Here is a 19,157-nt window from a genome sequence, read left to right as displayed (position 1 = left end):
ATCACGCGGATGCCTGCGCTTCATGCGCGACCAGCCCGGCACGCTGTTCCAGCACGCCGGCCAGATGCGCGATGTCGCCCAATGCCGGGCTGTGCGGGAACAGCTTGGCGAGCGAGTCAAAGTTCGCGATCGCCTCCGCCACGCTTTCGTCCCGGCGGACGGATCCGGCCATAAGGTCGCCGAACGCCTCGCTCAGGAACACGCGCGAATGGCGCGCCAGCGTGCGGGTGTCGTCCAGCATGTTGAGGACCAGCGCGGTCCGTTCCAGCTCGATCAGCGGGGTGTCGGGATCGACGTGGACCAGCGCCGCCAGCGCAGCCGGCCGCGGGACCAGCGGGACGACATGCAGGGCGGCATGGGGCATCAGCAACTGGCGCAGTGCGCGGTCATGCGCGGCGATGTCCGCCACGATCACCTTGTCGGTGGGGAAGGGCTGTGCGCCCGGTTGTGACAGCAGCTGCCGGAACGCAGGGGAACGGCCCAGTTCCTCCCCGTCGAACAGCTCCACCCCGGCAACGACGATCTCGTCGCCGCTGGTGTCGCCTGCCTTTACCAGTGGCTGATCGGGCAGCAGGCCGAAGAACAGCTTCAGTGTGGCCTGGTAGGTGAAGTCGATCGCCACCACGTCATGGCCGCGGGTCGCCAGCTCCATGGCGCAATGCGCCGCCAGGAAGGTGGTGCCGACGCCGCCCTTGGGCGAATGGAACAGGATCAGGCTCATTGGTCACGCCCGTTGGTGCGGGTGCCGGCACCCAGTTGCCCGAAGAAGGCGCGGACCTGCGCATCATTTGCTGGCGATGGCGATTGCACCGGTTGCGCCTGCGGAGCGACAGATAATGGCGGCTGCGATCGTGGGGGCGGCGGCGGCGGCGGGGTCGGGTCGGCGGGCAGCGGGGCCGCCACCATCCGCTGCTGCACGGCCTGGCTGCGTCGGCGCTGGTCCAGCGCGCTCGGCGCCTCGCCCACGATCCGGCGATCCTGCAGCAGGGCTTCGAAGATGGGCCACATCTCCATGTCGCCCAGCGGATCGCCAAATTCGCGATACCGCAGATCATGCCGGCCGATCCTGTCGAGCAGGCTGCTGACGTCGTTTCGAATCGCCACCGTGTAAAACCCCTCAGGCCCGCAGCACGGCTGTCCTTGCCGTGGGTGCTTTGCGACAGATGTCCCTCAGGTTGCGACGAACCGCAAGCGACTGTCTTGTGCGTACAATCAGGCTGAATGGGGTAGAAAGGTTAGCGGGCGGTTACCGGGGCAAGGGCGGTAATCCGTTGCCGGTCAGGCGTTGCCGACCACCAGGCAGGCCAGCGCCACCAGCAGGCCGGCAAAGCGGTTCGACCGGAACCGCGCCAGCGGGTTGAGCGCATCGTCCGCCTGCAGCGTGGCAACCTGCCAGGCCAGATGCGCCGCTGCCGGCACGACCGCCAGCACCGCCAGCCAGTCCCCCCGCAGCAGCCAGAAGGCGGTGCCCCAGCCGGCCACCGCCAGCGCGTAGCAGGCCCACACTCCGGCGCGCACCCGCGTGCCCAGCGTCAGCGCGCTGGACCGGATGCCGACCATCGCGTCATCTTCCCGGTCCTGCAGCGCGTAGATCGTGTCGTAACCGATGCACCAGAAGATGCTGCCGACATACAGGGCCGCCAGCACCTCCAGCCGGTCACCCCGCAGCGCGATCCAGCCAACGGGTGCCCCCCAGGTGAACACCAGCCCCAGCCACGCCTGCGGCCAGCCGGTGATTCGCTTCATGAAGGGGTAGGCAGCGACCAGGAACAGGCTGCCCAATGCCACCAGCTGTGCCTGCCAGCGCAGCTGGAAAAGCACCAGCAGGCCGACCGCGCACAGGGCCAGCAGCCAGGCCCAGGCCGCCTTCACGCTGACCCGCCCGCTGGCGATGGGGCGTGCCGCGGTGCGGGCCACCTGCCGGTCCAGATCGGCATCGACGATATCGTTGTACACGCAGCCCGCGCCGCGCATGGCGATTGCGCCCAGCAGTAGCCAGCCGATCAGCAGCGGTTGCAGGCCGGTGCCGGTCAGCCATACGCCCCAGGCACAGGGCCAGAACAGCAGCCACCAGCCGATCGGCCGGTCGAACCGGGCCAGCAGCGCCAGATCGCGCGGGCGCTGCGGCAGGCGGGCGACAAGGCCACGGTGCTGGCTGTCAGGAGTAAGGACGGTGTCGGCCATGGCTTGCCTCCTAACCAGACTGGCCGCTAGTGCCTAGCCATGCCCGCCACCCCCGCATGGCCGCCCCGCAGTGCGCCCCGCCTGTTCGTCCCCGATCCGCTGGCGGAAGGCACCGCCGTCACCATCGGGGAAGGGCAGGCGCATTATCTGCTGCGCGTCATGCGCGCTGGCCCCGGCGATGCCGTGGTGCTGTGCGACGATGTGACCGGCGAATGGGCGGCCGAGGTGGTGGAGGCCGGCAAGAAGGCGCTGGTGCTGACGCCCCGCCAATTGCTCCGCCCGCGCGAGCAGGTGCCCGACTTCCGGCTGTGCCCCGCATTGCTGAAGAAGGACCGGTTCGACCTGCTGCTGGAAAAGGCGACGGAACTGGGCGTGCGCGCGATCCACCCGGTGCTGGCCCGTCGCTGCGTGGCGGACCGGCTCAATCCCGATCGCGCCCGCGCGCAGGTGACGGAGGCGGCGGAGCAATGCGCCCGCACCGCGCTGCCCGAACTGGCCGCCGTGACCAAGCTCGACGCACTGCTGCGCGGCTGGCCGGCGGATCGCGCACTATTCTTCGCGGACGAGGCCGGCGGCGAGCCGGCGCGGGCCAGCTTCGCCGCCCATCCCGGCCCCGCCGGGCTGCTGACCGGGCCGGAAGGCGGCTGGGACGATGCCGAACGGGCCGCCATCCGGGCGCATCCGCAAGCGCGGCCGATCACGCTGGGCCCGCGTATCCTGCGCGGAGAGACAGCGGCCATCGCCGCCACCGCACTGTGGATGGCGGTGGCCGGCGACTGGTGAGCCGGTGATTATCGCTGGCGCGCGGCAAGGCTTGTCAGTAACGGCGCGATCATGAGCACGCGCACCGCGCCCCAGGCCGCCGAACCCCCGATCGAAAGCCGCGCCTATCTGGTCGCCCCGATGCAGCTGGGCGAGAAGCCGAAGTCGCAATGGCGCATCGGCACCGAACATGAAAAGCTGGTCTACAGCCGCGCGGATCATCACGCCCCGTCCTATGAGGAGCCGGGCGGCATTCGCGACCTGCTGCTGGCGCTGGACCGGTTCGGCTGGCACCCGATCGAGGAGAACGGCCACGTCATCGCCATGGGCGGGCCGGACGGCACCGTCAGCCTGGAACCCGCCGGGCAGCTGGAACTGTCGGGCGCGCCGCTGGAAGATCTGCACCAGACCTGCGCAGAGACGGGCCGCCACCTGACTCAGGTCAAGGCCATCGGGGAGGAGACCGGCACCGGTTTCCTCGGCCTCGGCATGTGGCCGGACAAGCGGCGGGACGAGCTGCCGATAATGCCCAAGGGCCGGTACGAGATTATGCTGCGCCACATGCCCCGCGTGGGCACGATGGGTCTCGACATGATGCTGCGTACCTGCACGATCCAGGTAAATCTGGATTACGGGTCCGAAGCCGACATGGCCAAGAAGTTCCGCACCAGCCTGGCGTTGCAGCCGCTGGCCACGGCGCTGTTCGCCAATTCGCCGTTCACCGAAGGCAAGCCCAATGGCTTCCTGTCCTATCGCAGCCACATCTGGTCGGACACCGACCCGCACCGCACCGGCATGATCCCCTTCGTGTTCGACGAGGATTTCGGCTACGAACGCTATGTCGACTACATGCTCGACGTGCCGATGTATTTCGTGTTCCGCGAAGGGCGCTACATCGATGCCTCCGGCCAGAGCTTCCGCGATTTCCTGGATGGCCGCCTGCCCGCGTTGCCGGGCGAGAAGCCGACGGCGAGCGACTGGTGGGATCACCTCAGCACCGCCTTTCCCGAGGTGCGGCTGAAGAGCTTTCTGGAGATGCGCGGCGCCGATGGCGGACCGTGGAACCGGATCTGCGCGCTGCCGGCCTTCTGGGTCGGGCTGCTGTATGACGATGCGGCGCTGGATGCCGCATGGGACCTGGTGAAAGGCTGGTCGATGGAGGAGCGGGAGGCGCTGCGTACCGCCGTGCCGCGGCTGGGGCTGGATGCACCGGTACCGGGCAACCGCCGCCTGCTGGACCTCGCCCGCGAAGTGCTGCCGATCGCCCGCGCCGGGCTGGTCGCGCGCAATCGCCTGAACGGTAGTGGCGACAGCGAGGCCGGCTTCCTTGAACCGCTGGAGGAGATCGTCAGCAGCGGCAAGGTTCCGGCACAGCGGCTGCTGGACAAGTTCCACGGCGAATGGGGCGGCGACATCAGCCGGGCGTACGAAGACAGCTTCTGACGCCAGCCGGGTTTGCGCCAGCGGCTCACCAAATCTTTACCTGTTCGCCGTAACTCCGGTGCCTGATCGTCCCTCGTGGACCCGGTGCCGGAGTATGTTTGATGGCGAGCCTGCCCGACCTGCAGCCTAACCCCGATGCCGATCGGCGCGCCATGCCGCGCGCTGGCCTGTGGCTGGGTGTCAGCCTGTTCGGCCCCAATGGCGGCGCGGCCATCCCCGCCTCCATCCAGAACCTGTCCGCCACCGGGTTCCTGGCGCAGCTGACGGGCGACAGCGCGGTGCTGGCCGAGCAGCTGGAGGTGGGCCTGCGCGATGGCCGCCGGCGGTCCGCGCAGATCGTGTGGCGCAGCGGGGCGATGATCGGCTGCAACTTCACCGAACCGCTCACCCACGCAGATCTCAGCGCGGCCCGGCTGCGCAGCGAGATCCGCCAGTTGGAGGAGGAGCGCGGCCTGCCCCTGCTGCCGTCCCCACCTGCGCCGGCGTCTCCGCCGGTCGACCAGGAGGATGCCGACTGGCTGATCGAACCGGAAGCGCGCGCCGACGAGAAGTGGCCGCTGCGCAAGCGGTTGATGTTCCTCGGCGCGGCCGCCGTGCTGCCGTGGGCGGCGATCGGCGGCGTGGTGCTGGCGCTGGTCTGAGCCCGGCGTCTACTCCGCCGCCAGCAACAGTTCCTCCGCCGCGACCAGGTCCACGCTGACCAGGCGGCTGACGCCCTGCTCCACCATGGTGACACCGAACAGGCGGTGCATCCGGCTCATGGTCACGGCGTTGTGAGTCACGATCAGGTAGCGGGTGGCGGTTTCGCGCACCATCGCGTCCAGCAGGTCGCAGAAGCGATCGATATTGGCATCGTCCAGCGGGGCGTCCACCTCGTCCAGCACGCAGATCGGGGCCGGATTGGTCAGAAACAGCGCGAAGATCAGCGCCACCGCGGTCAACGCCTGCTCCCCGCCAGATAGCAGCGTCAGCGATTGCAGCCGCTTGCCCGGCGGCTGGGCGTAGATTTCGAGGCCGGCCTCCAGCGGATCGTCCGCATCGATCAGCGCCAGATTGGCTTGCCCGCCCTGGAACAGCTGCGTGAACAGGCGACGGAAATGGCCATCCACCTGCTCGAACGCGGCGCGCAGACGTTCGCGCCCCTCCCGGTTCAGGCTGCCGATGGAGCCGCGCAGGCGATTGACCGCCTCCAGCAGCTCCGCCTGCTCGGCGGCGCCGGTGCCCTGTTCTGCCTCCGCCGTGGCCAGCTCGTCCGCCGCCACCAGATTGACCGGGCCGATCCGCTCGCGCTCGGCGGTCAGCCGGTCCAGATCGGTCCCTTGCGCCTCAGCCGCGCCCACATCGGCAGGCGCGAAGCCGAACCGTTCGGTCAATACCGGCGGCGGGCAGCCGAACCGTTCGCCGGCGCTGCGGGCCAGCTCCACCCGGCGCGCATCGGCGTTTTCGGCCCGTGCCGCCGCCCCGGCGCGTGCCTCCCGCGCGCCGGCCAGGGCTTCGTTGGCGCTGGCCAGCGCCTTGTCGGCGGCGGTCGCTTCTGTCGTGACCTGTGCCAGCGCCGCCTCCGCTTCACGCAAGGCCGCCGCCAGCCGCTCGCGCAAGGCCTCGCCGGCGTCCAGTTCGCGCGCCAGCGCTGGCGGCTTGGCGGCGATCACCGCGCGCTCCTCGGCAATCTCGGCGAAGCGGCGATCCATCCCCGCCAGCCGCTTGGCCGCATCGCCCGCGCGCGCCTGCCAGCCGCGCATGTCGGCGCGGCCGGCCGCAGCCCGTTCGCGGCGCACGGCCAGCGCCTGGTCATGCGCGGCCAGCGCCGCGGCGGCAGTCTGCAAGCTGGTACGCGCCGTTTCGTAGCGGGCGCGTGCGTCATCCACCGCCGCCCGCCCGGTGGCGGGATCAGGCAGGGCGGCGCGTCTTTCTCGGGCCACGGCAAGCTCGGCCTCTGCCTGGCTCTGCCGTCCAGCCAGCTCCTCCTCCGCCCGCGCCAGTTCGGCCAGTCGTCCGGCGGAACGTTCCCGCGCCGCCTCCGCCTGGTCGCGCCGGCGCAGGGCCGCGCGCTCCGCCTCTGCCGCTTCGCCGACGGCGCGTTCGGCGGCGACCAGCCGGCGCTGCAACTCGCCCAGTTCCACCGCTGCCTCGCGCTGCTCCGCCTCCGCCCGCTCGGCCGCGGCCCGCAGCGGGGGCAGGGCTGCATCGAGTTCTAGCCAGCGGTTCTCCGCCTCCAGCCGCGCTGCCTCTGCCGCGCCCTCGCCGCGCGCCACGAAGCCGTCCCACCGGCGCAGGCGCCCGTCCAGTGTCACCAGCCATTCGCCGGGGCGCAGCCCGCGCCCGTCATCCCGCTCCGCCACATGGACCAGCGCCAGCCGGGCGGCGAGCTCGGGCGGGGCACCGGGCACATGCTCCGCCAGGCTGTCCGTCACAGCCCCGGGCACCGCCGCCCCGGTCCAGAACCGTCCCTCGCCATCACCCGCCGCACCCAGCAGGGCGCGCGCATCCCGCCCCAGCACGGCGGCCAGCGCGCGTTCGTAGCCGGGCGCGGCACGCACCCTGTCCAGCGCGATGGGCAGGGCGCCGGCACCCTTGCTGGCCTGCTTCGCGCGCGCCGCACGGTCGCGCTGCAGCGCCTGCCATTCACGCTCCACGCCGGCCAGTTCGGCGCGCGCCGCGGACAGGGTGGCAGCGGCGCGGTCGCCGGTCTGCCGCAACTCTTCCTTGCGGGCCTGCATCGCCGTCAGCTCCTCCCGCCGAGTGGCCAGCAGCGTGGCCGCCTGGACCACGGCGGTGCTCGCCGCTGCAAAGGCCTCCGCTTCGGCCTGGGCGGAGGGCAGGGCGGCACGCTGCCCCGCCAGCCGGCGCGCCTCCGCCTCCAGCCGCTCCACCTGTGTCCGGGCTTGCGCCAGTGCAGCCTCCGCCACGCGCCATTCCGCCTCCACGCCGGCATGGTCGGCCAGCGCCTGTGCCTGCGCCAGTTCGGCGGCGCGGGCGGCGCCTTCCGCCTGCTCCGCCGCACGAGCCAGCGCCGGGCGGCGCTCCTCGTCGGCCGCCAGCGCCTCCTGCGCTGCGGCGAGTTCACCCTCCAGCCGGGTCAGCGCGGTGGCGGCGTCACGGGTCAGGCGGTCGGCGTCGCCGCGATCCTCCTCCAGTCTTGCATGTTGCCGGTCGAGATCGGCGAGCCGCTGCTCGGCCGCTTCCAGCTGGCTGGCGAGCGCGGCCATCCGGTGCCCCTGCGCCGTGGCATCGTCACGCCGGTCGGCCACCGCGTCGCGTGCCGCCGCAAGCTGCACGGCTAAGTCACGCTGCGATCTTTGAGCGGCGTCAAGCTGCCCCTGGACCTCCGCCGCCCTCGCCTCGGCCCCGGCAGCCTCCTTGCGCGCCGCCTCCGCCGCCGCCGCCGCATCGCGCCAGCGGGCGAACAGCAGCCGCGCCTCCGCCACGCGGATCGCCTCGCTCAGGCTGCGGTATCGTTCGGCCTGCCGCGCCTGCCGTCGCAGGCCGGCGATCCGGCTGTCCAGCCCGGCCAGCAGGTCCTGCAGCCGGGCAAGGTTCGTCTCTGTCTGGCGCAGCTTGTTCTCGGCATCGCGCCGGCGCACATGCAGGCCGGCGATCCCGGCCGCCTCTTCCAGCATCATGCGCCGTTCCGCCGGCTTGGCGGCGATGATCCCGGCGATGCGCCCCTGGCTTACGAGGGCGGGGGAATGCGCGCCGGTGGCGGCGTCGGCGAACACCAGCGCCACATCCTTGGCGCGCACATCCCGGCCATTGACGCGATAGGCGCTACCCGCGCCGCGCTCGATCCGGCGCGTCACCTCCAGCGGTTCGCCGTCGCTTGCCTGCGCCTGCAGCAGCACTTCGGCAAAGTCGCGCGGCGGGCGCTGCGCGGTGCCGGCGAAGATGACGTCCTCCATCCCGCCCGACCGCATGGACTTGGGCGAGTTCTCGCCCATGACCCAGCGGATCGCTTCCAGCAGGTTGGACTTGCCGCAGCCATTGGGGCCGACGACACCCGTCAGCCCCGGCTCGATCACCAGCTCCGCCGGCTCGACAAAGCTCTTGAACCCGCTGAGCTTCAGCCGGCGGATCAGCATGCGTTGTTAGCGGGCGCCGGCGCGCTGCAGCGCGGCCTCCACGCCTTCCCAACTGGTGCCGTCCACGCGGGCGCCGTTCAGGAAGAAGGTGGGGGTGCCGGTCACGCCCAGCCGTTCCGACTGTTCGTTGGAGTTCTCGACGATGGTCTGTACCGTCTGCTCGTTGGCCAGGCACTGCAGCGCCTGTTCCCGCGCAATGCCGCGCGCGGCGAAGAAGTCGAGCAGGCCGGCGCTTTCCGCCACGCGCTGCAGGCGCTGCGGGCCGGTGGACTGCATGGCGGCCTCTACCGCCGGGCCGTTGGCCTGCGCGGTCTGGATGATCTCGCCGAAGCTGGCCCAGGCCTGCTTGGTCAGCGGGTGGAACCCGGCCGGGTCACCGCTGCAGCGGGCCAGCACGGCGATCGTCAGGTCCAGCCCGTCATGGATCTGGTTGCGGACCTCGTAGCTGACCCGGCCGCTGGCGATATACTCGTCCAGCGGCTCCGCGGCCTGCGCGGAGAAGTCGGCGCAATGCGAGCAGGTGTGGCTGGCATATTCCACCAGCTTCAGCGGCGCGTTCGGGTTGCCGAGCACGAAGCCGCCCTCGGGGGTAGCCGCTGCGGTTTCCGTCCAGTTCTGGCCGGCGGGTGCCGGCGTGGCGGCGATTGCCTCGCCGCTCGGCACGGCGGCGGGCACGTCGGCCTCGTTCGATCCGCACGCCGCCAGGGCGAGTGCGACGGGGGCCAGCAGGGCGAAGTGGCGGACGGCGATCATGGAGTGTTCCTCAAGGTTCGGCTGCAAGTCACCGGTCGCGATAGCGCGCTGCCAGCTGCCATTCCAGTGTCGACCAGTCATGCGTGCCGGCCAGCACGGTGCCGTTCAGCGCAAAGCTGGGGGTGCCGGTGATCCCCGGCAGCTTCCAGCCCGCATCGGACGCTTCGGCCAGGCGGGTCGCCTTCGCCTGATCGGCCAGGCAGCGATCGGCGGCAGCACGGTTCACGCCGCGCCGTTCGGCAATGGCATACAGTCCGACATCGCTGGCGATCGCACGGCGGCGGGCCACATCTTCGCCGGTGGTCCAGCGCGTGCGCTGCGCGGGCGTCGCATTGTCCACGCGCGGCAGCCAGTCGGGCTGCGCGCGCATGAAGGCGAGGTGGTTCTGCTGCACCCGCGCCGGGGCGCCGCAATTGACCAGCATGGCAACGGTCAGGTCCACCGGATTGCGCAGGAGATGGCGCACCTCCACCTTCAGGCGGCCCGGCGCCACATAATCAGCCTCCAGCGGCGCTTCACCCGCGCGGGTGAAGGCGGCGCAATGCGGGCAGGTGTAGCTGACATATTCGGTCAGGGTGACCGGCGCCGCCGGATTGCCGACGGTGTGTCCGCCGGGCTGCACGCTGACCGTGGCCGGCCAGTTGCCTGCCGCCGCGACCGTGACCGACGCCGCCAGCCCGATCGCCAGCACCTGCAGCAGACGCGTGAATCTCATCGGACCGGCCCTTCCTTCTCGTTGCGGGCAGACAGGCTGCGCGCCAGCGATTCCAGCACGGCGAGCAGCTCCGGATCGCCCACGTCACGCAGGGACTCGCCCATCTCCAGCGAGATCGGCTTCAGCGAAGGCGGCGCGGTGCGGGTGGCGGCGGGCATGGCGGAGGCCGGGATCGCCCCTTGCCGCAGCTTGACACGAGCAACCGCGCGATAGCCGAAGAAGCGGTTCACCCGCTCTACGATCTCGGGCACCAGATGCTGGATGATCGGCGCATGGGCCGGCACCACCACCAGCTGCAGCACGCCGTCGCTCTTCTCCCCCACCGGGAAGCGGATCGATTCGGGGCGGCAGACGCGGGCGTGGCGCTCGCCCACGATCTCCGGCCAGCGGGTGACGACGCTCGCCTGCACGAAGCCGAAGCGGCGGAAGGCCGCGCGCCCAATCTGCGGCACCAGCTCCGCCACGGCGCGCGCCGGACCGCCGCGGGGGCGTTCGGGTTCCTTGCGGGTGCCCGGCTTGGAAGGTGTCCTGGGGGTCTTGGCTTTGCGTTCCGTCACGCGGGTTGCCATGCCATAGGCGGGGCATGGATGATAGGGCCGCTTCATTGCTCCGCTGGTATGACGGACACACCCGTGCGCTGCCCTGGCGCATCCCGCCCGGATCGAACGTGCGGCCTGATCCCTACCGCATCTGGCTGTCGGAGGTGATGCTGCAGCAGACCACAGTGGCTGCCGTGCGCCCCTATTTCGAACGCTTTACCACCCGCTGGCCCGATGTGCCCGCGCTGGCCGCCGCACCGGTTGAGGCGGTGATGGCCGAGTGGGCGGGGCTGGGCTATTACTCCCGCGCCCGCAACCTGCATGCCTGCGCGCAAGCGGTGGCGGCACGCGGCAGCTTTCCGGACACCGAAGCGGAGCTGCGCCGGCTTCCGGGCATCGGCGACTATACGGCAGCCGCCATTGCCGCGATCGCGTTCGGCCGGCGGGCGGTGGTGGTGGATGCCAATGTCGAACGGGTCGTCGCCCGATTGGCGCTGATCGACACGCCTCTGCCCCAAGCCCGTCCGCAGATCCGCGCCGCCACGGACGCGATCACGCCGGACCACCGTGCCGGCGATTTCGCGCAGGCCATGATGGATCTGGGCGCCACGATCTGCGTGCCGCGCAATCCGCGCTGCCTGCTGTGCCCTCTGGCCGGTGGATGCCGGGCGCGGGCGGAGGGGCGGCAGGAGGAAGTGCCGGTCAAGGCGCTGAAGAAAGCCAAGCCGCAGCGCAAGGGCGCGGCCTTCTGGATCGAGCGGGCAGGCGAGATATTGCTGGTGCAACGGCCCGGCACCGGCATGCTGGGCGGCATGCGCGCGCTGCCGGATGACGGTTGGAGCGCCGCGGGCAACGGAAGCGGCGCGAAGCCGCTGGCGGGCGACTGGCGGGTGCTGGGCACCGTGCGCCACGACTTCACTCATTTCGGGCTGGAGCTGACCGTACACGCCGTGACGGTCAGCAGCACGCCGGTGATCGCCGGCACATGGGTGCCGCTGGCCCAGGTGGATCAGGCCGGCCTGCCGACGCTGTTCCGCAAGGCGGCGGCTCTGGGCCTAGATGATGCCGCCGCCGATCATCAGCCGCAAGCTGGCCAGCACCAGCACGATCAGGCAGAAATTGCGTCCGCTGGTCTTGCGCGACAGGGCGCCGACGATCACGCCGACGATGGCGACCGGCAGGACGAACCAATTGCCCCAGCCGAGCAGGGGAATGGTTGAAGGGATCGCCATCAGCAAGGCGAACAGACCGATCAGGATGGATAGGATGTTCATGGTGTATTATGTAGCCAGCACACAAGGGTGACGCAAGCTTGCCGGGCCGCAGGGCGGTGTTACTCTGCGGCGCATATGGTCGAAGGATGGCGATGATGGAACTGATGCTGGATCGTCGTGCTTTGCTGTCGCGCAGCGCCGGGGCCGGCGCGTTGGCGCTGCTGGGCGGGGTGCCCATCGCGCTGCTGGCGCAGGATGCCGGGCGCGGGGCGGGGCTGGAGCAGCTGGCGCAGGACTTCGTCGCGCAGCGCAAGGCGGCCAACATGGTCATTGCCATGGGGCAGGGACAGCAGCCGCCGGTCACCATCGCCCGCGGCACGCTGGGCTTCACCAGCCGCACTCCGGTGGATGCCGACACGCTGTACCGCATCTATTCCATGACCAAGCCGGTCACCGCGATGGCTGCCATGATGCTGGTGGACGAGGGCCGGATCGCGCTCAACCAGCCGGTGGCCGACATCCTGCCCGCCTTCGCGCGGCTGCAGGTGCAGAAGCAGCCCGACGGTGCCATCACGCCGGACAATCTGGAGCCGGCCATCCGCCCGCTGACCATGCGCCACTTGCTGACGCACACCGGCGGCCTGGGCTATTCCATCGTGCAGCAGGGGCCGTTATCCGCCGCCTATCGTGCGAAGGGGCTGGTGCCCGCCCTCGTCAGCCGGGTGCAGACCCCGGACAGTTTCGCCGGCACGCCTGCCGCCAGCCTGGAGGTGTTCGCCGACAATCTGGCCACCGTGCCGCTGGTGTACCAGCCGGGCGAACGCTGGAGCTACAGCGTCGGGTTGGACCTGATGGGCCGGGTGATCGAAGTCGTCACCGGCACCCCGTTCGACCGTTTCCTGCAGGACCGCATCTTCGACCCCTGCGGCATGACGAGCACCGGCTTCCGCGTGGCGGCGGAGGACGCGGTGCGCTTCACGGACAATTATCTGATCGTGGGCGGGACGCTGGTGCCGATCGATCTGGCGAGCAACTCCATCTATCTCGACCAGCCGCCATTCCCGTTCGGCGGGGCGGGGCTGGTGTCGTCCGCCCGCGACTACGACCGTTTCCTGCAGATGATCCTGGGGCTGGGCCAGATCGACGACCGGCGGGTGATGAGCGAGGCGGCAGTGCGGCTCGCGACGTCGAACCTGCTGCCCGGCACGCTGGCGCAGGATGGCGGCTTTGCCGGCGGGGCGATGGGTTATGGCGCGGGTGGACTGGTCGGTCTGGGCGAGCAGGCCGGGCTGTATGGCTGGTCCGGCGCGGCGGGCACGATCGGCTTCGTGCATTTCGGATTGGACCTGCGCGCCTCGCTCTACAGCCAGTACATGCCCGGAACGCATTACGGATTGCAGGAACAATTCCTGGCCGAAGTCGCCCGCAGCGCCCGCCTGTCGCCGGCATGATGCCAGTGGCGGGCGCGATCGGCTTCGCCGGATCGCCGATCGACCGCGCCGATGCGCTGCGGCGTGACCCGGCGCAATTGGCGGCGCTGATCGCCGGCAATGATGCGCTGCTGCTGGAACTGGATGGTCTGGCTCCGATGGTCGACGCGGCCGGTGCGCTGCGCTGGCGACCGCTGACGGCCTATGATGCGGAACTGGTGTTTCTCGGCCTGCTGGATGGCCTTGCCCGCTTTGCAGCCGTGCCGCCGCTGGGCGATGCCGATCCGGTGCTGGCGCGGCAGGCGCTGTGGCAGGCGATCGAACAACTGCCATCCGCCGATCTCGCGCTCTATGGCGGCGCGCGCAGCCTGCTGGACTGGCATGCCCGCCACCGCTTCTGCGCGAATTGCGGCGCGCCGACCATCTCCGCCAAGGGCGGGTGGCAACGCGATTGCGGCCGGTGCGGCGCCAGCCACTTTCCGCGCACCGATCCGGTGGCGATCATGCTGGTGGAACATGAAGGCCGGCTGCTGCTGGGCCGGCAGCCGCGCTTCCCGCCGGGCCGCTACTCCGCCTTGGCCGGCTTCGTGGAGCCGGGCGAGACGCTGGAGGAGGCGGTCGCGCGCGAGGTGCTGGAAGAGGCCGGCGTGACGGTGCGCAACGTGCGCTATCTGTTCAGCCAGCCCTGGCCGTTCCCGTCGCAGCTGATGCTGGCTTGCCTCGCGCAGGCGGAGAGCGATCGGCTGATCCTGGATGCCGAGGAGCTGGAGGATGCCCGCTGGTTCACGCGGCAGGAGGTGGCGCAGGCGCTGGACATGCAGGCCGGCGAGGGACCGTTCGATCCCCCGCCATCACGAGCCGTGGCCCATACCATGCTGCGCTGGTGGCTGGATCAGCCCTGACCATCGCTCCTGAGCGCGTCGATCGTCTTGGCACCCTTCATCTCGTCCTGGGCGGGATTGTCACTGCCACGGACGCTGGTCTTGCCATGGTCGTCTCCCAGCGCGCGATCCAGTTCCGCGCGGGTGCCGACATCGCCGCGCAGGCTTCCGCGCGAACGGCTGCCTTGCGCCGGCGCGGCGCCGCCGTCGGTAATCTGGTCGATCAGGTCATTGTCGGGATGGGGGTTGCGTTCGGTCATTGTTTCTCTCCTTGCCGCACCAACGGGGCAGGGCGGGTGCCCGTTCCGATCGCTCCCGCTCAGTCGAGCCCCAGCCGCGCCAGTTCGCGCAGCAGCTTGCCCGGCAGCACCGCGCCGGCCAGTTCGCCTGCCGCAAGGTCCGCCGGCGCGTCGGCCTCCTCCAGATAGCGCCAGCCCTGATGCGCCCGGCGTGCGCGCGGCTGCACGGGCACCAGCGGCATGGCCAGGCGGATGGCCCAGCGCCCGCCATCCTCGGGCTGGTGGAACCCTTCGATCAGGCTACGCGCAACCAAAGCGTGATCCATGATCCAGAACAGCGATCCGCCCACCATCTCCTCGTGGCGCTTGGGCAGGTAACGGGTGGTGGTGTGACCCGAGATCTCCAGCCGCTGGCGCAGCACGTCGATCGTCGGGCAAGCGAAGGCGACCTTCGTCATGTTGAGCGGCATGTTCAGCAGATAGGGTGGCGCACTACCCGGTCAATCCGGTGGCGACCGCCAGCCCCAGAAAGGCGAAGAAGCCCATGGAATCGGTGATCATCGTCACGAACACGCTGCTCGCCACCGCAGGGTCCTGATCCAGCCGGTCGAACATGACCGGCACCACGACCCCCGCCATGCCGGCGGTCAGGATGTTGATCACCACCGCCAGCGCGATCACCCCACCCAGTTGCGGGGTGAACACCAGCGCCGTTGCCAGCCCCACCAGCACCGCCACGGTGACCCCGTTCATCAGCGCCACCTTCAGCTCGCGCGTCAGGATGCGGCGGGTGTTCGACTGCGTCAGCTGGTTGGTGGCAATGGCGCGCACCGTCACCGCCATGGTCTGCGTGCCGGCATTGCCGCCGATGCTGGCGACCACCGGCATCAGCACCGCCAACGCGACCAGCTGCTCGATCGCGCCGCCGAAGGCATGGATGATCAGGCTGGCGATCACCGCGGTGCCAAGATTTGCGATCAGCCAGCGGACGCGCGCGGAATAGGTTTCGCGCAAGGGCTCGTTGATGTCGCCTTCGCCCGCGCCGGACAGCAGCAGCGCGTCCTCGCCCGCTTCCTCCTGGATGATGTGCACGATGTCGTCGACGGTCAGCTGGCCGACCAGCCGCCCGCCTTCGTCCACCACCGCGGCGCTGATCAGCCCGTATTTCTGGAACCGGAGCGCCACCTCCTCCTGGTCCATGCTGACCGGGATCAGCGTCTGTTCGCGCTTCATCACATCCGCCAGGGCGATGTGCCGCGGAGATCGCAGGATCCAGGACAGCTCGCAGGTGCCGATCGGGTGGTGCCGGTGATCGACCACAAACACTTCCCAGAACTCGGTGGTCAGTTCATCCCGCTCCCGCAGGTAATCGATCAGGTCGCCCACGCTCATATGCTCGGGCACGGCGACCAGCTCGCGCTGCATCAGGCGGCCGGCGGATTCTTCCGGGTAGGCAAGGGCGGATTCGATCGCCGCGCGATCTTCCGGGTCCAGTTCGGCCAGCACGGCGCGCTGATCTTCCGGCCCCAGATCCTCGATCAGCTGGACGGCGTCATCGGTGTCCAGTTGCTCGGCAATGGTCGCGACGGCGGCGGCGGGCAGCGCCTCCATCATCTCGTCGCGCACGTAATCGTTCAGCTCGGCAATGACCTCGCCGGTCATCAGGTCGGTGATGGCCGCCGCCAGGGCGTAGCGTTCTGCCGGCTCCAGCAGCTCCAGCAGGTCGGCGATGTCCGCCGGGTGCAGCGGCTCCACCAGTTCGTAGGCGCGGCCGGTATCGCCCTCCTTTACCGCATCGCGCACGGCATCGACAAAGGCGGGCTTTAGCCGGTTGTCCTCGTCCAGCTGCTCGCCATCCTCGCGCATGGGCGGGTCCTGCAGCAGGGCAATGTCGTCCGGTTCGGCCATGCGCGGGGTCTATGCGCGCAGCCCGCAAAAGCAAGCGCGTGACTTCACGCAAGCGCTCCCTATATGCCGCGGCCACACCTCAATGGGAGCAGACTGCATGGCCGACACCCTCACCTTCACCCTGGACACCGGCGATGGCGAGGCGCGCGACGTCGTCATCAAGCTGCGCCCCGACCTGGCGCCCGGCCATGTCGAACGCATCACCGAACTGGTCAATGACGGCTTTTACGATGGCGTGGTGTTCCATCGCGTGATCGACGGCTTCATGGCGCAGGGCGGCGATCCCAGCGGCACCGGGATGGGCGGCAGCGACAAGCCGGACCTGAAGGCGGAATTCAATGCCGAACCGCATGTGCGCGGCGTATGCTCCATGGCCCGCACCAGCGCGCCGAACAGCGCCAACAGCCAGTTCTTCATCTGCCTGGATGACGCCCGCTTCCTGGACAAGCAGTACACCGTCTGGGGCCAGGTCGAGAGCGGCATGGAGAATGTCGACGCGCTGCCCAAGGGCGAGCCGCCGCGCAATCCGGGCAAGATCGTCAAGGCGACGATTTCCTGATGTAGCTGTCTGACCGGCCGGGCTCCCCGTGGGGCCGGCCGGCAGGCTTACAGCCCCGCGCCGACCACCCAGTCGTGGAAGATGCGCACCGGCCGGCTCTCCAGATCGGCCGGACGGCAGACGAAGAAATAGCTGTAGGGGCTGGGCACGGCGACGTCGAACAGACCCGCCAGGCGCGTGTCGTTCAGCCGCTTGGTGTAATCGTCGTTCAGGATGGCGATCCCCAGCCCTTGCGCCGCCGCCTCCAGGATCAGCTGCCCGGAATCGTAATGGTCGATGGCGTTGGGCTGCAGGTCGCTGAGGCCGAAGGCATTCTTCCATGCGCCGAAGCTCAGCGGCATTTCCGTGTGCACCAGGAAGGTCTGCTGCGTCAGATCCTCGATCGTGGGCTCGGGGCCCAACTGCTCCGCCAATGCCTTGCTGCAGATGGCGTGGACCGTGTTTTTGCTCAGCTCCACACGGTACAGCCCCTTGGGCGGTTCGGTGCTGAGCAGGATCGCGGCGTCCAGCGTGTCGCCCACCCGGTCGATCGGGTCGGGGCCGGTATCGATGTCGATATGCAGCCGCGGGTGGTTGGCGCGCAGTTCGGGCAGGCGGGGGAACAGCCGCTGCGTGCCGAACAGCGGCAGCACGCCGATGCGCAGGCGCAGCAGCTGCAGGTTCTCCGACTGCGATTCCACGGCCACCGCCAGCGATTCCAGATGCGGCGCCACCGCGTCGTAGAAGGCGCGGCCTTCGTCGGTCAGGCGCATCACCTGCCCGCTGCGGCTGAACAGCTTCTTGCCGGTGAAATCCTCCAGATTGGCGACGCGGCGTGACAGCGCGCTGGGGCTGAGGCTGAGTTCGTCAGCCGCTGCCCGGGCGGAGCCGAGGCGCACCACGCGCACAAACGCTTCCAGCGCTCTCAAAGGGGGGAGACGACGCATGACCCTACTGTTCTAAAAAATGCAACTCGTGTCGAGCGCTTTCTCGCACTTGCAGCATTAATGGCGGATGGATCAACCCGCCTCTGCGTCGGCCGGTTCAGGTTCGGGTTCGTGCAGGCGCAGGCGGGTAACGCGGGTCTCGTCCCCGGCGGTCACCTCGATCCGCCAGCCGCTGGCATGGGTCACCACCGTGCCCGGCGGCGGCACATGTTCGGCCAGCACCACGGCGAGACCGCCGATCGTGTCGACCGATTCCTCCACCTCCGCGATGCGCGGGTCGCCGACCGCCTTGGCGACATCGTCCAGCTCCGCGCGGGCATCGGCATCCCACATTCCGGCGCCGATCGGCACGATCAGTTCGACGGGCGCGTCATCATGCTCGTCCTCGATGTTGCCGACGATCTCCTCCACCAGATCCTCGATGGTGATGATGCCATCGGTCCCGGAGAATTCGTCCACCACGATGGCGAGGTGGGTGCGGCTGGCGCGCATGTCGGCCAGCACGTCCAGCGCGCCGCGGGCCTGCGGCACATAGAGCGGCTGGCGCATCAGCACGGTCCAGTCGGCAGGCGGGGTGCGGCCGCTGGCGAGGTAGCCGAACACGTCCTTGATGTGGATCATGCCGATCACCCGGTCCAGCGTCTCGCGATAGATCGGCAGGCGCGAATGGCCGTGTTCGGCGAACAGAGCGACCAGATCGGCCCAGCTGGCATCGGCGGAGATCGCGATGATCTCCCCGCGCGGAATCGCCACGTCATCCGCATCATGCTCGCTGAAATGGAGCAGGTTGCGCAGCATCACCAGTTCGACGGAGGTCAGGTCGTTGCCGGCCCCGGTCCCGTCGCCGCTGGCATTCTCGTCCTCCGCCTCGCTGATCGCTTCTTCGATCTGCGCGCGCAGGGTGAGTTCGCTGTCCTCGTCGAAGAAGCTGCGGATCGCGTGCCACAGCCCGCGTCTACTGTCCGCGTCTCCGGCGGAGGTATTGGAAGGTTCGGGCATCGCCCAGGTCAGTTCCCTTGCTGGCCCGGCACAATCGCCGGAGCGGCCCCATATGGGTCCGCGATACCAAGTCTCGCAAGCGCCTTTGTTTCCAGCGCCTCCATCATCTCCGCCTCGTCATCGCCGATCTCGTGATCGTGGCCGGCCAGATGCAGCAGGCCGTGGACGATCAGGTGGGCGGCATGATGATCCAGCGGGACGCCCTTGTCCTCCGCCTCGCGCCGGCACGTCTCGAACGCCAGCGCGATGTCGCCCAGCAGTTCGGGCGGGCCGTCGGGCGCCAATTCCAGCAGTTCCTCCCGCTCCAGCATCGGGAAGGACAGCACGTTGGTCGGCTTGTCCCGGTCACGCCATTCGCGGTTCAGCCCGTGCACCTCCGCGTCCGAAGTGAACAGCAGGCTGGCCGCGAGGCGCGGATTGGCGAGTTCCGGCGCGACCGTGGCCAGCGCCTCCGCCGCCCGCCCGGCCAGTCCGGGCCAGTCCGCGGCGGGCCACGGTTCCTCTATGTCGATCTCCAGCTCCATGG

Annotated in this window: 20 protein-coding genes; 7 read left to right on the top strand and 13 right to left on the bottom strand. The window is 69.7% G+C overall.

What is annotated here, in order from left to right; all coding sequences use genetic code 11:
* Window position 1 precedes the first annotated feature (1 nt).
* The 3 genes from D5S08_RS01775 to ubiA form a co-directional block, all read right to left on the bottom strand.
* Window positions 2-721, bottom strand: coding sequence for a ParA family protein (locus tag D5S08_RS01775; protein WP_121114906.1), 720 nt, complete (start codon window positions 719-721; stop codon window positions 2-4).
* A complete protein-coding gene (locus tag D5S08_RS01770) occupies window positions 718-1,104 on the bottom strand; it encodes a hypothetical protein (protein ID WP_121114904.1) in 387 nt (128 codons plus the stop codon). Before D5S08_RS01770 ends, D5S08_RS01775 begins: the two co-directional genes overlap by 4 nt.
* 174 nt (window positions 1,105-1,278) lie before the next feature.
* Window positions 1,279-2,184, bottom strand: coding sequence for a 4-hydroxybenzoate octaprenyltransferase (gene ubiA / locus D5S08_RS01765; protein ID WP_121114902.1), 906 nt, complete (start codon window positions 2,182-2,184; stop codon window positions 1,279-1,281).
* Window positions 2,185-2,223: 39 nt separating this feature from the next.
* Between ubiA and D5S08_RS01760 the strand changes: the two genes are divergently transcribed.
* From D5S08_RS01760 to D5S08_RS01750, 3 genes are all read left to right on the top strand, one after another.
* Complete coding sequence (locus D5S08_RS01760; RefSeq protein WP_121114900.1) at window positions 2,224-2,967, top strand: 16S rRNA (uracil(1498)-N(3))-methyltransferase; 744 nt, start codon at window positions 2,224-2,226, stop codon at window positions 2,965-2,967.
* Window positions 2,968-3,018: 51 nt separating this feature from the next.
* Window positions 3,019-4,389: a glutamate--cysteine ligase gene (locus D5S08_RS01755; protein ID WP_121114898.1), complete on the top strand. Its 1,371-nt coding sequence runs from the start codon at window positions 3,019-3,021 to the stop codon at window positions 4,387-4,389.
* 101 nt (window positions 4,390-4,490) lie between these two features.
* The gene (locus tag D5S08_RS01750; protein WP_121114896.1) at window positions 4,491-5,030 is read left to right on the top strand and encodes a hypothetical protein; all 540 of its coding nucleotides are present in this window, start codon (window positions 4,491-4,493) and stop codon (window positions 5,028-5,030) included.
* A gap of 9 nt (window positions 5,031-5,039) precedes the next feature.
* Here the strand turns inward: D5S08_RS01750 and D5S08_RS01745 are convergent, their stop codons facing one another.
* The 4 genes from D5S08_RS01745 to D5S08_RS01730 are packed head-to-tail and all read right to left on the bottom strand — an operon-like array spanning window position 5,040 to window position 10,505.
* Entirely contained in the window at window positions 5,040-8,468 is a 3,429-nt protein-coding gene (locus D5S08_RS01745) for a chromosome segregation SMC family protein (protein WP_121114894.1), read from the bottom strand.
* A 6-nt stretch (window positions 8,469-8,474) separates the two neighbouring features.
* Complete coding sequence (locus D5S08_RS01740) at window positions 8,475-9,221, bottom strand: thioredoxin domain-containing protein (protein ID WP_121115439.1); 747 nt, start codon at window positions 9,219-9,221, stop codon at window positions 8,475-8,477.
* A 28-nt stretch (window positions 9,222-9,249) separates the two neighbouring features.
* A complete protein-coding gene (locus D5S08_RS01735; RefSeq protein ID WP_121114892.1) occupies window positions 9,250-9,936 on the bottom strand; it encodes a DsbA family protein in 687 nt (228 codons plus the stop codon).
* Window positions 9,933-10,505 (bottom strand): DUF721 domain-containing protein, encoded by a 573-nt coding sequence (locus tag D5S08_RS01730; RefSeq protein ID WP_121114890.1) that lies wholly within the window; start codon window positions 10,503-10,505, stop codon window positions 9,933-9,935. Before D5S08_RS01730 ends, D5S08_RS01735 begins: the two co-directional genes overlap by 4 nt.
* Window positions 10,506-10,519: 14 nt before the next feature.
* Here D5S08_RS01730 and D5S08_RS01725 point away from each other — a divergent pair, with 14 nt between their 5' ends.
* The 3 genes from D5S08_RS01725 to nudC all read left to right on the top strand — a co-directional run bounded on the left by D5S08_RS01725 (window position 10,520) and on the right by nudC (window position 14,021).
* Entirely contained in the window at window positions 10,520-11,695 is a 1,176-nt protein-coding gene (locus D5S08_RS01725) for an A/G-specific adenine glycosylase (protein ID WP_121114888.1), read from the top strand.
* 146 nt (window positions 11,696-11,841) lie between these two features.
* Window positions 11,842-13,140: a serine hydrolase domain-containing protein gene (locus tag D5S08_RS01720; protein WP_121114886.1), complete on the top strand. Its 1,299-nt coding sequence runs from the start codon at window positions 11,842-11,844 to the stop codon at window positions 13,138-13,140.
* Window positions 13,137-14,021 carry an NAD(+) diphosphatase gene (nudC, locus tag D5S08_RS01715; RefSeq protein ID WP_121114884.1) on the top strand — a complete coding sequence of 295 codons (885 nt, stop codon included), beginning with the start codon at window positions 13,137-13,139 and terminating at the stop codon, window positions 14,019-14,021. The genes D5S08_RS01720 and nudC overlap by 4 nt, the downstream gene beginning before the upstream one ends.
* Here the strand turns inward: nudC and D5S08_RS01710 are convergent.
* From D5S08_RS01710 to mgtE, 3 genes are read right to left on the bottom strand one after another with little or no spacing between them, the layout of a single operon-like run.
* A complete protein-coding gene (locus tag D5S08_RS01710) occupies window positions 14,012-14,260 on the bottom strand; it encodes a hypothetical protein (RefSeq protein WP_121114882.1) in 249 nt (82 codons plus the stop codon). The two genes, nudC and D5S08_RS01710, sit on opposite strands and share 10 nt — an antisense overlap.
* Before the next feature lie 59 nt (window positions 14,261-14,319).
* The gene (locus tag D5S08_RS01705; protein WP_121114880.1) at window positions 14,320-14,709 is read right to left on the bottom strand and encodes a DUF1489 family protein; all 390 of its coding nucleotides are present in this window, start codon (window positions 14,707-14,709) and stop codon (window positions 14,320-14,322) included.
* Between the two features lie 22 nt (window positions 14,710-14,731).
* On the bottom strand, window positions 14,732-16,147 hold the full coding sequence (gene mgtE / locus D5S08_RS01700) for a magnesium transporter (RefSeq protein WP_121114878.1): 1,416 nt from the start codon (window positions 16,145-16,147) through the stop codon (window positions 14,732-14,734).
* Between the two features lie 97 nt (window positions 16,148-16,244).
* On the opposite strand from mgtE, the gene D5S08_RS01695 reads away from it, so the two are divergent.
* Window positions 16,245-16,706, top strand: coding sequence for a peptidylprolyl isomerase (locus D5S08_RS01695; RefSeq protein WP_121114876.1), 462 nt, complete (start codon window positions 16,245-16,247; stop codon window positions 16,704-16,706).
* 47 nt (window positions 16,707-16,753) lie between these two features.
* Here D5S08_RS01695 and D5S08_RS01690 read toward each other — a convergent pair whose 3' ends face one another.
* From D5S08_RS01690 to ybeY, 3 genes are all read right to left on the bottom strand, one after another.
* On the bottom strand, window positions 16,754-17,632 hold the full coding sequence (locus D5S08_RS01690) for a LysR substrate-binding domain-containing protein (protein ID WP_121114874.1): 879 nt from the start codon (window positions 17,630-17,632) through the stop codon (window positions 16,754-16,756).
* Between the two features lie 72 nt (window positions 17,633-17,704).
* Complete coding sequence (locus D5S08_RS01685; protein ID WP_121114872.1) at window positions 17,705-18,631, bottom strand: hemolysin family protein; 927 nt, start codon at window positions 18,629-18,631, stop codon at window positions 17,705-17,707.
* An 8-nt stretch (window positions 18,632-18,639) separates the two neighbouring features.
* The gene (gene ybeY, locus D5S08_RS01680) at window positions 18,640-19,155 is read right to left on the bottom strand and encodes an rRNA maturation RNase YbeY (RefSeq protein ID WP_121114871.1); all 516 of its coding nucleotides are present in this window, start codon (window positions 19,153-19,155) and stop codon (window positions 18,640-18,642) included.
* Window positions 19,156-19,157 lie beyond the last annotated feature (2 nt).

The sequence above is a fragment of the Croceibacterium ferulae genome (genome assembly GCF_003660445.1).
GTDB classification, from domain to species: domain Bacteria; phylum Pseudomonadota; class Alphaproteobacteria; order Sphingomonadales; family Sphingomonadaceae; genus Croceibacterium; species Croceibacterium ferulae.
This window is presented reverse-complemented; position numbering and strand designations above follow the sequence as displayed.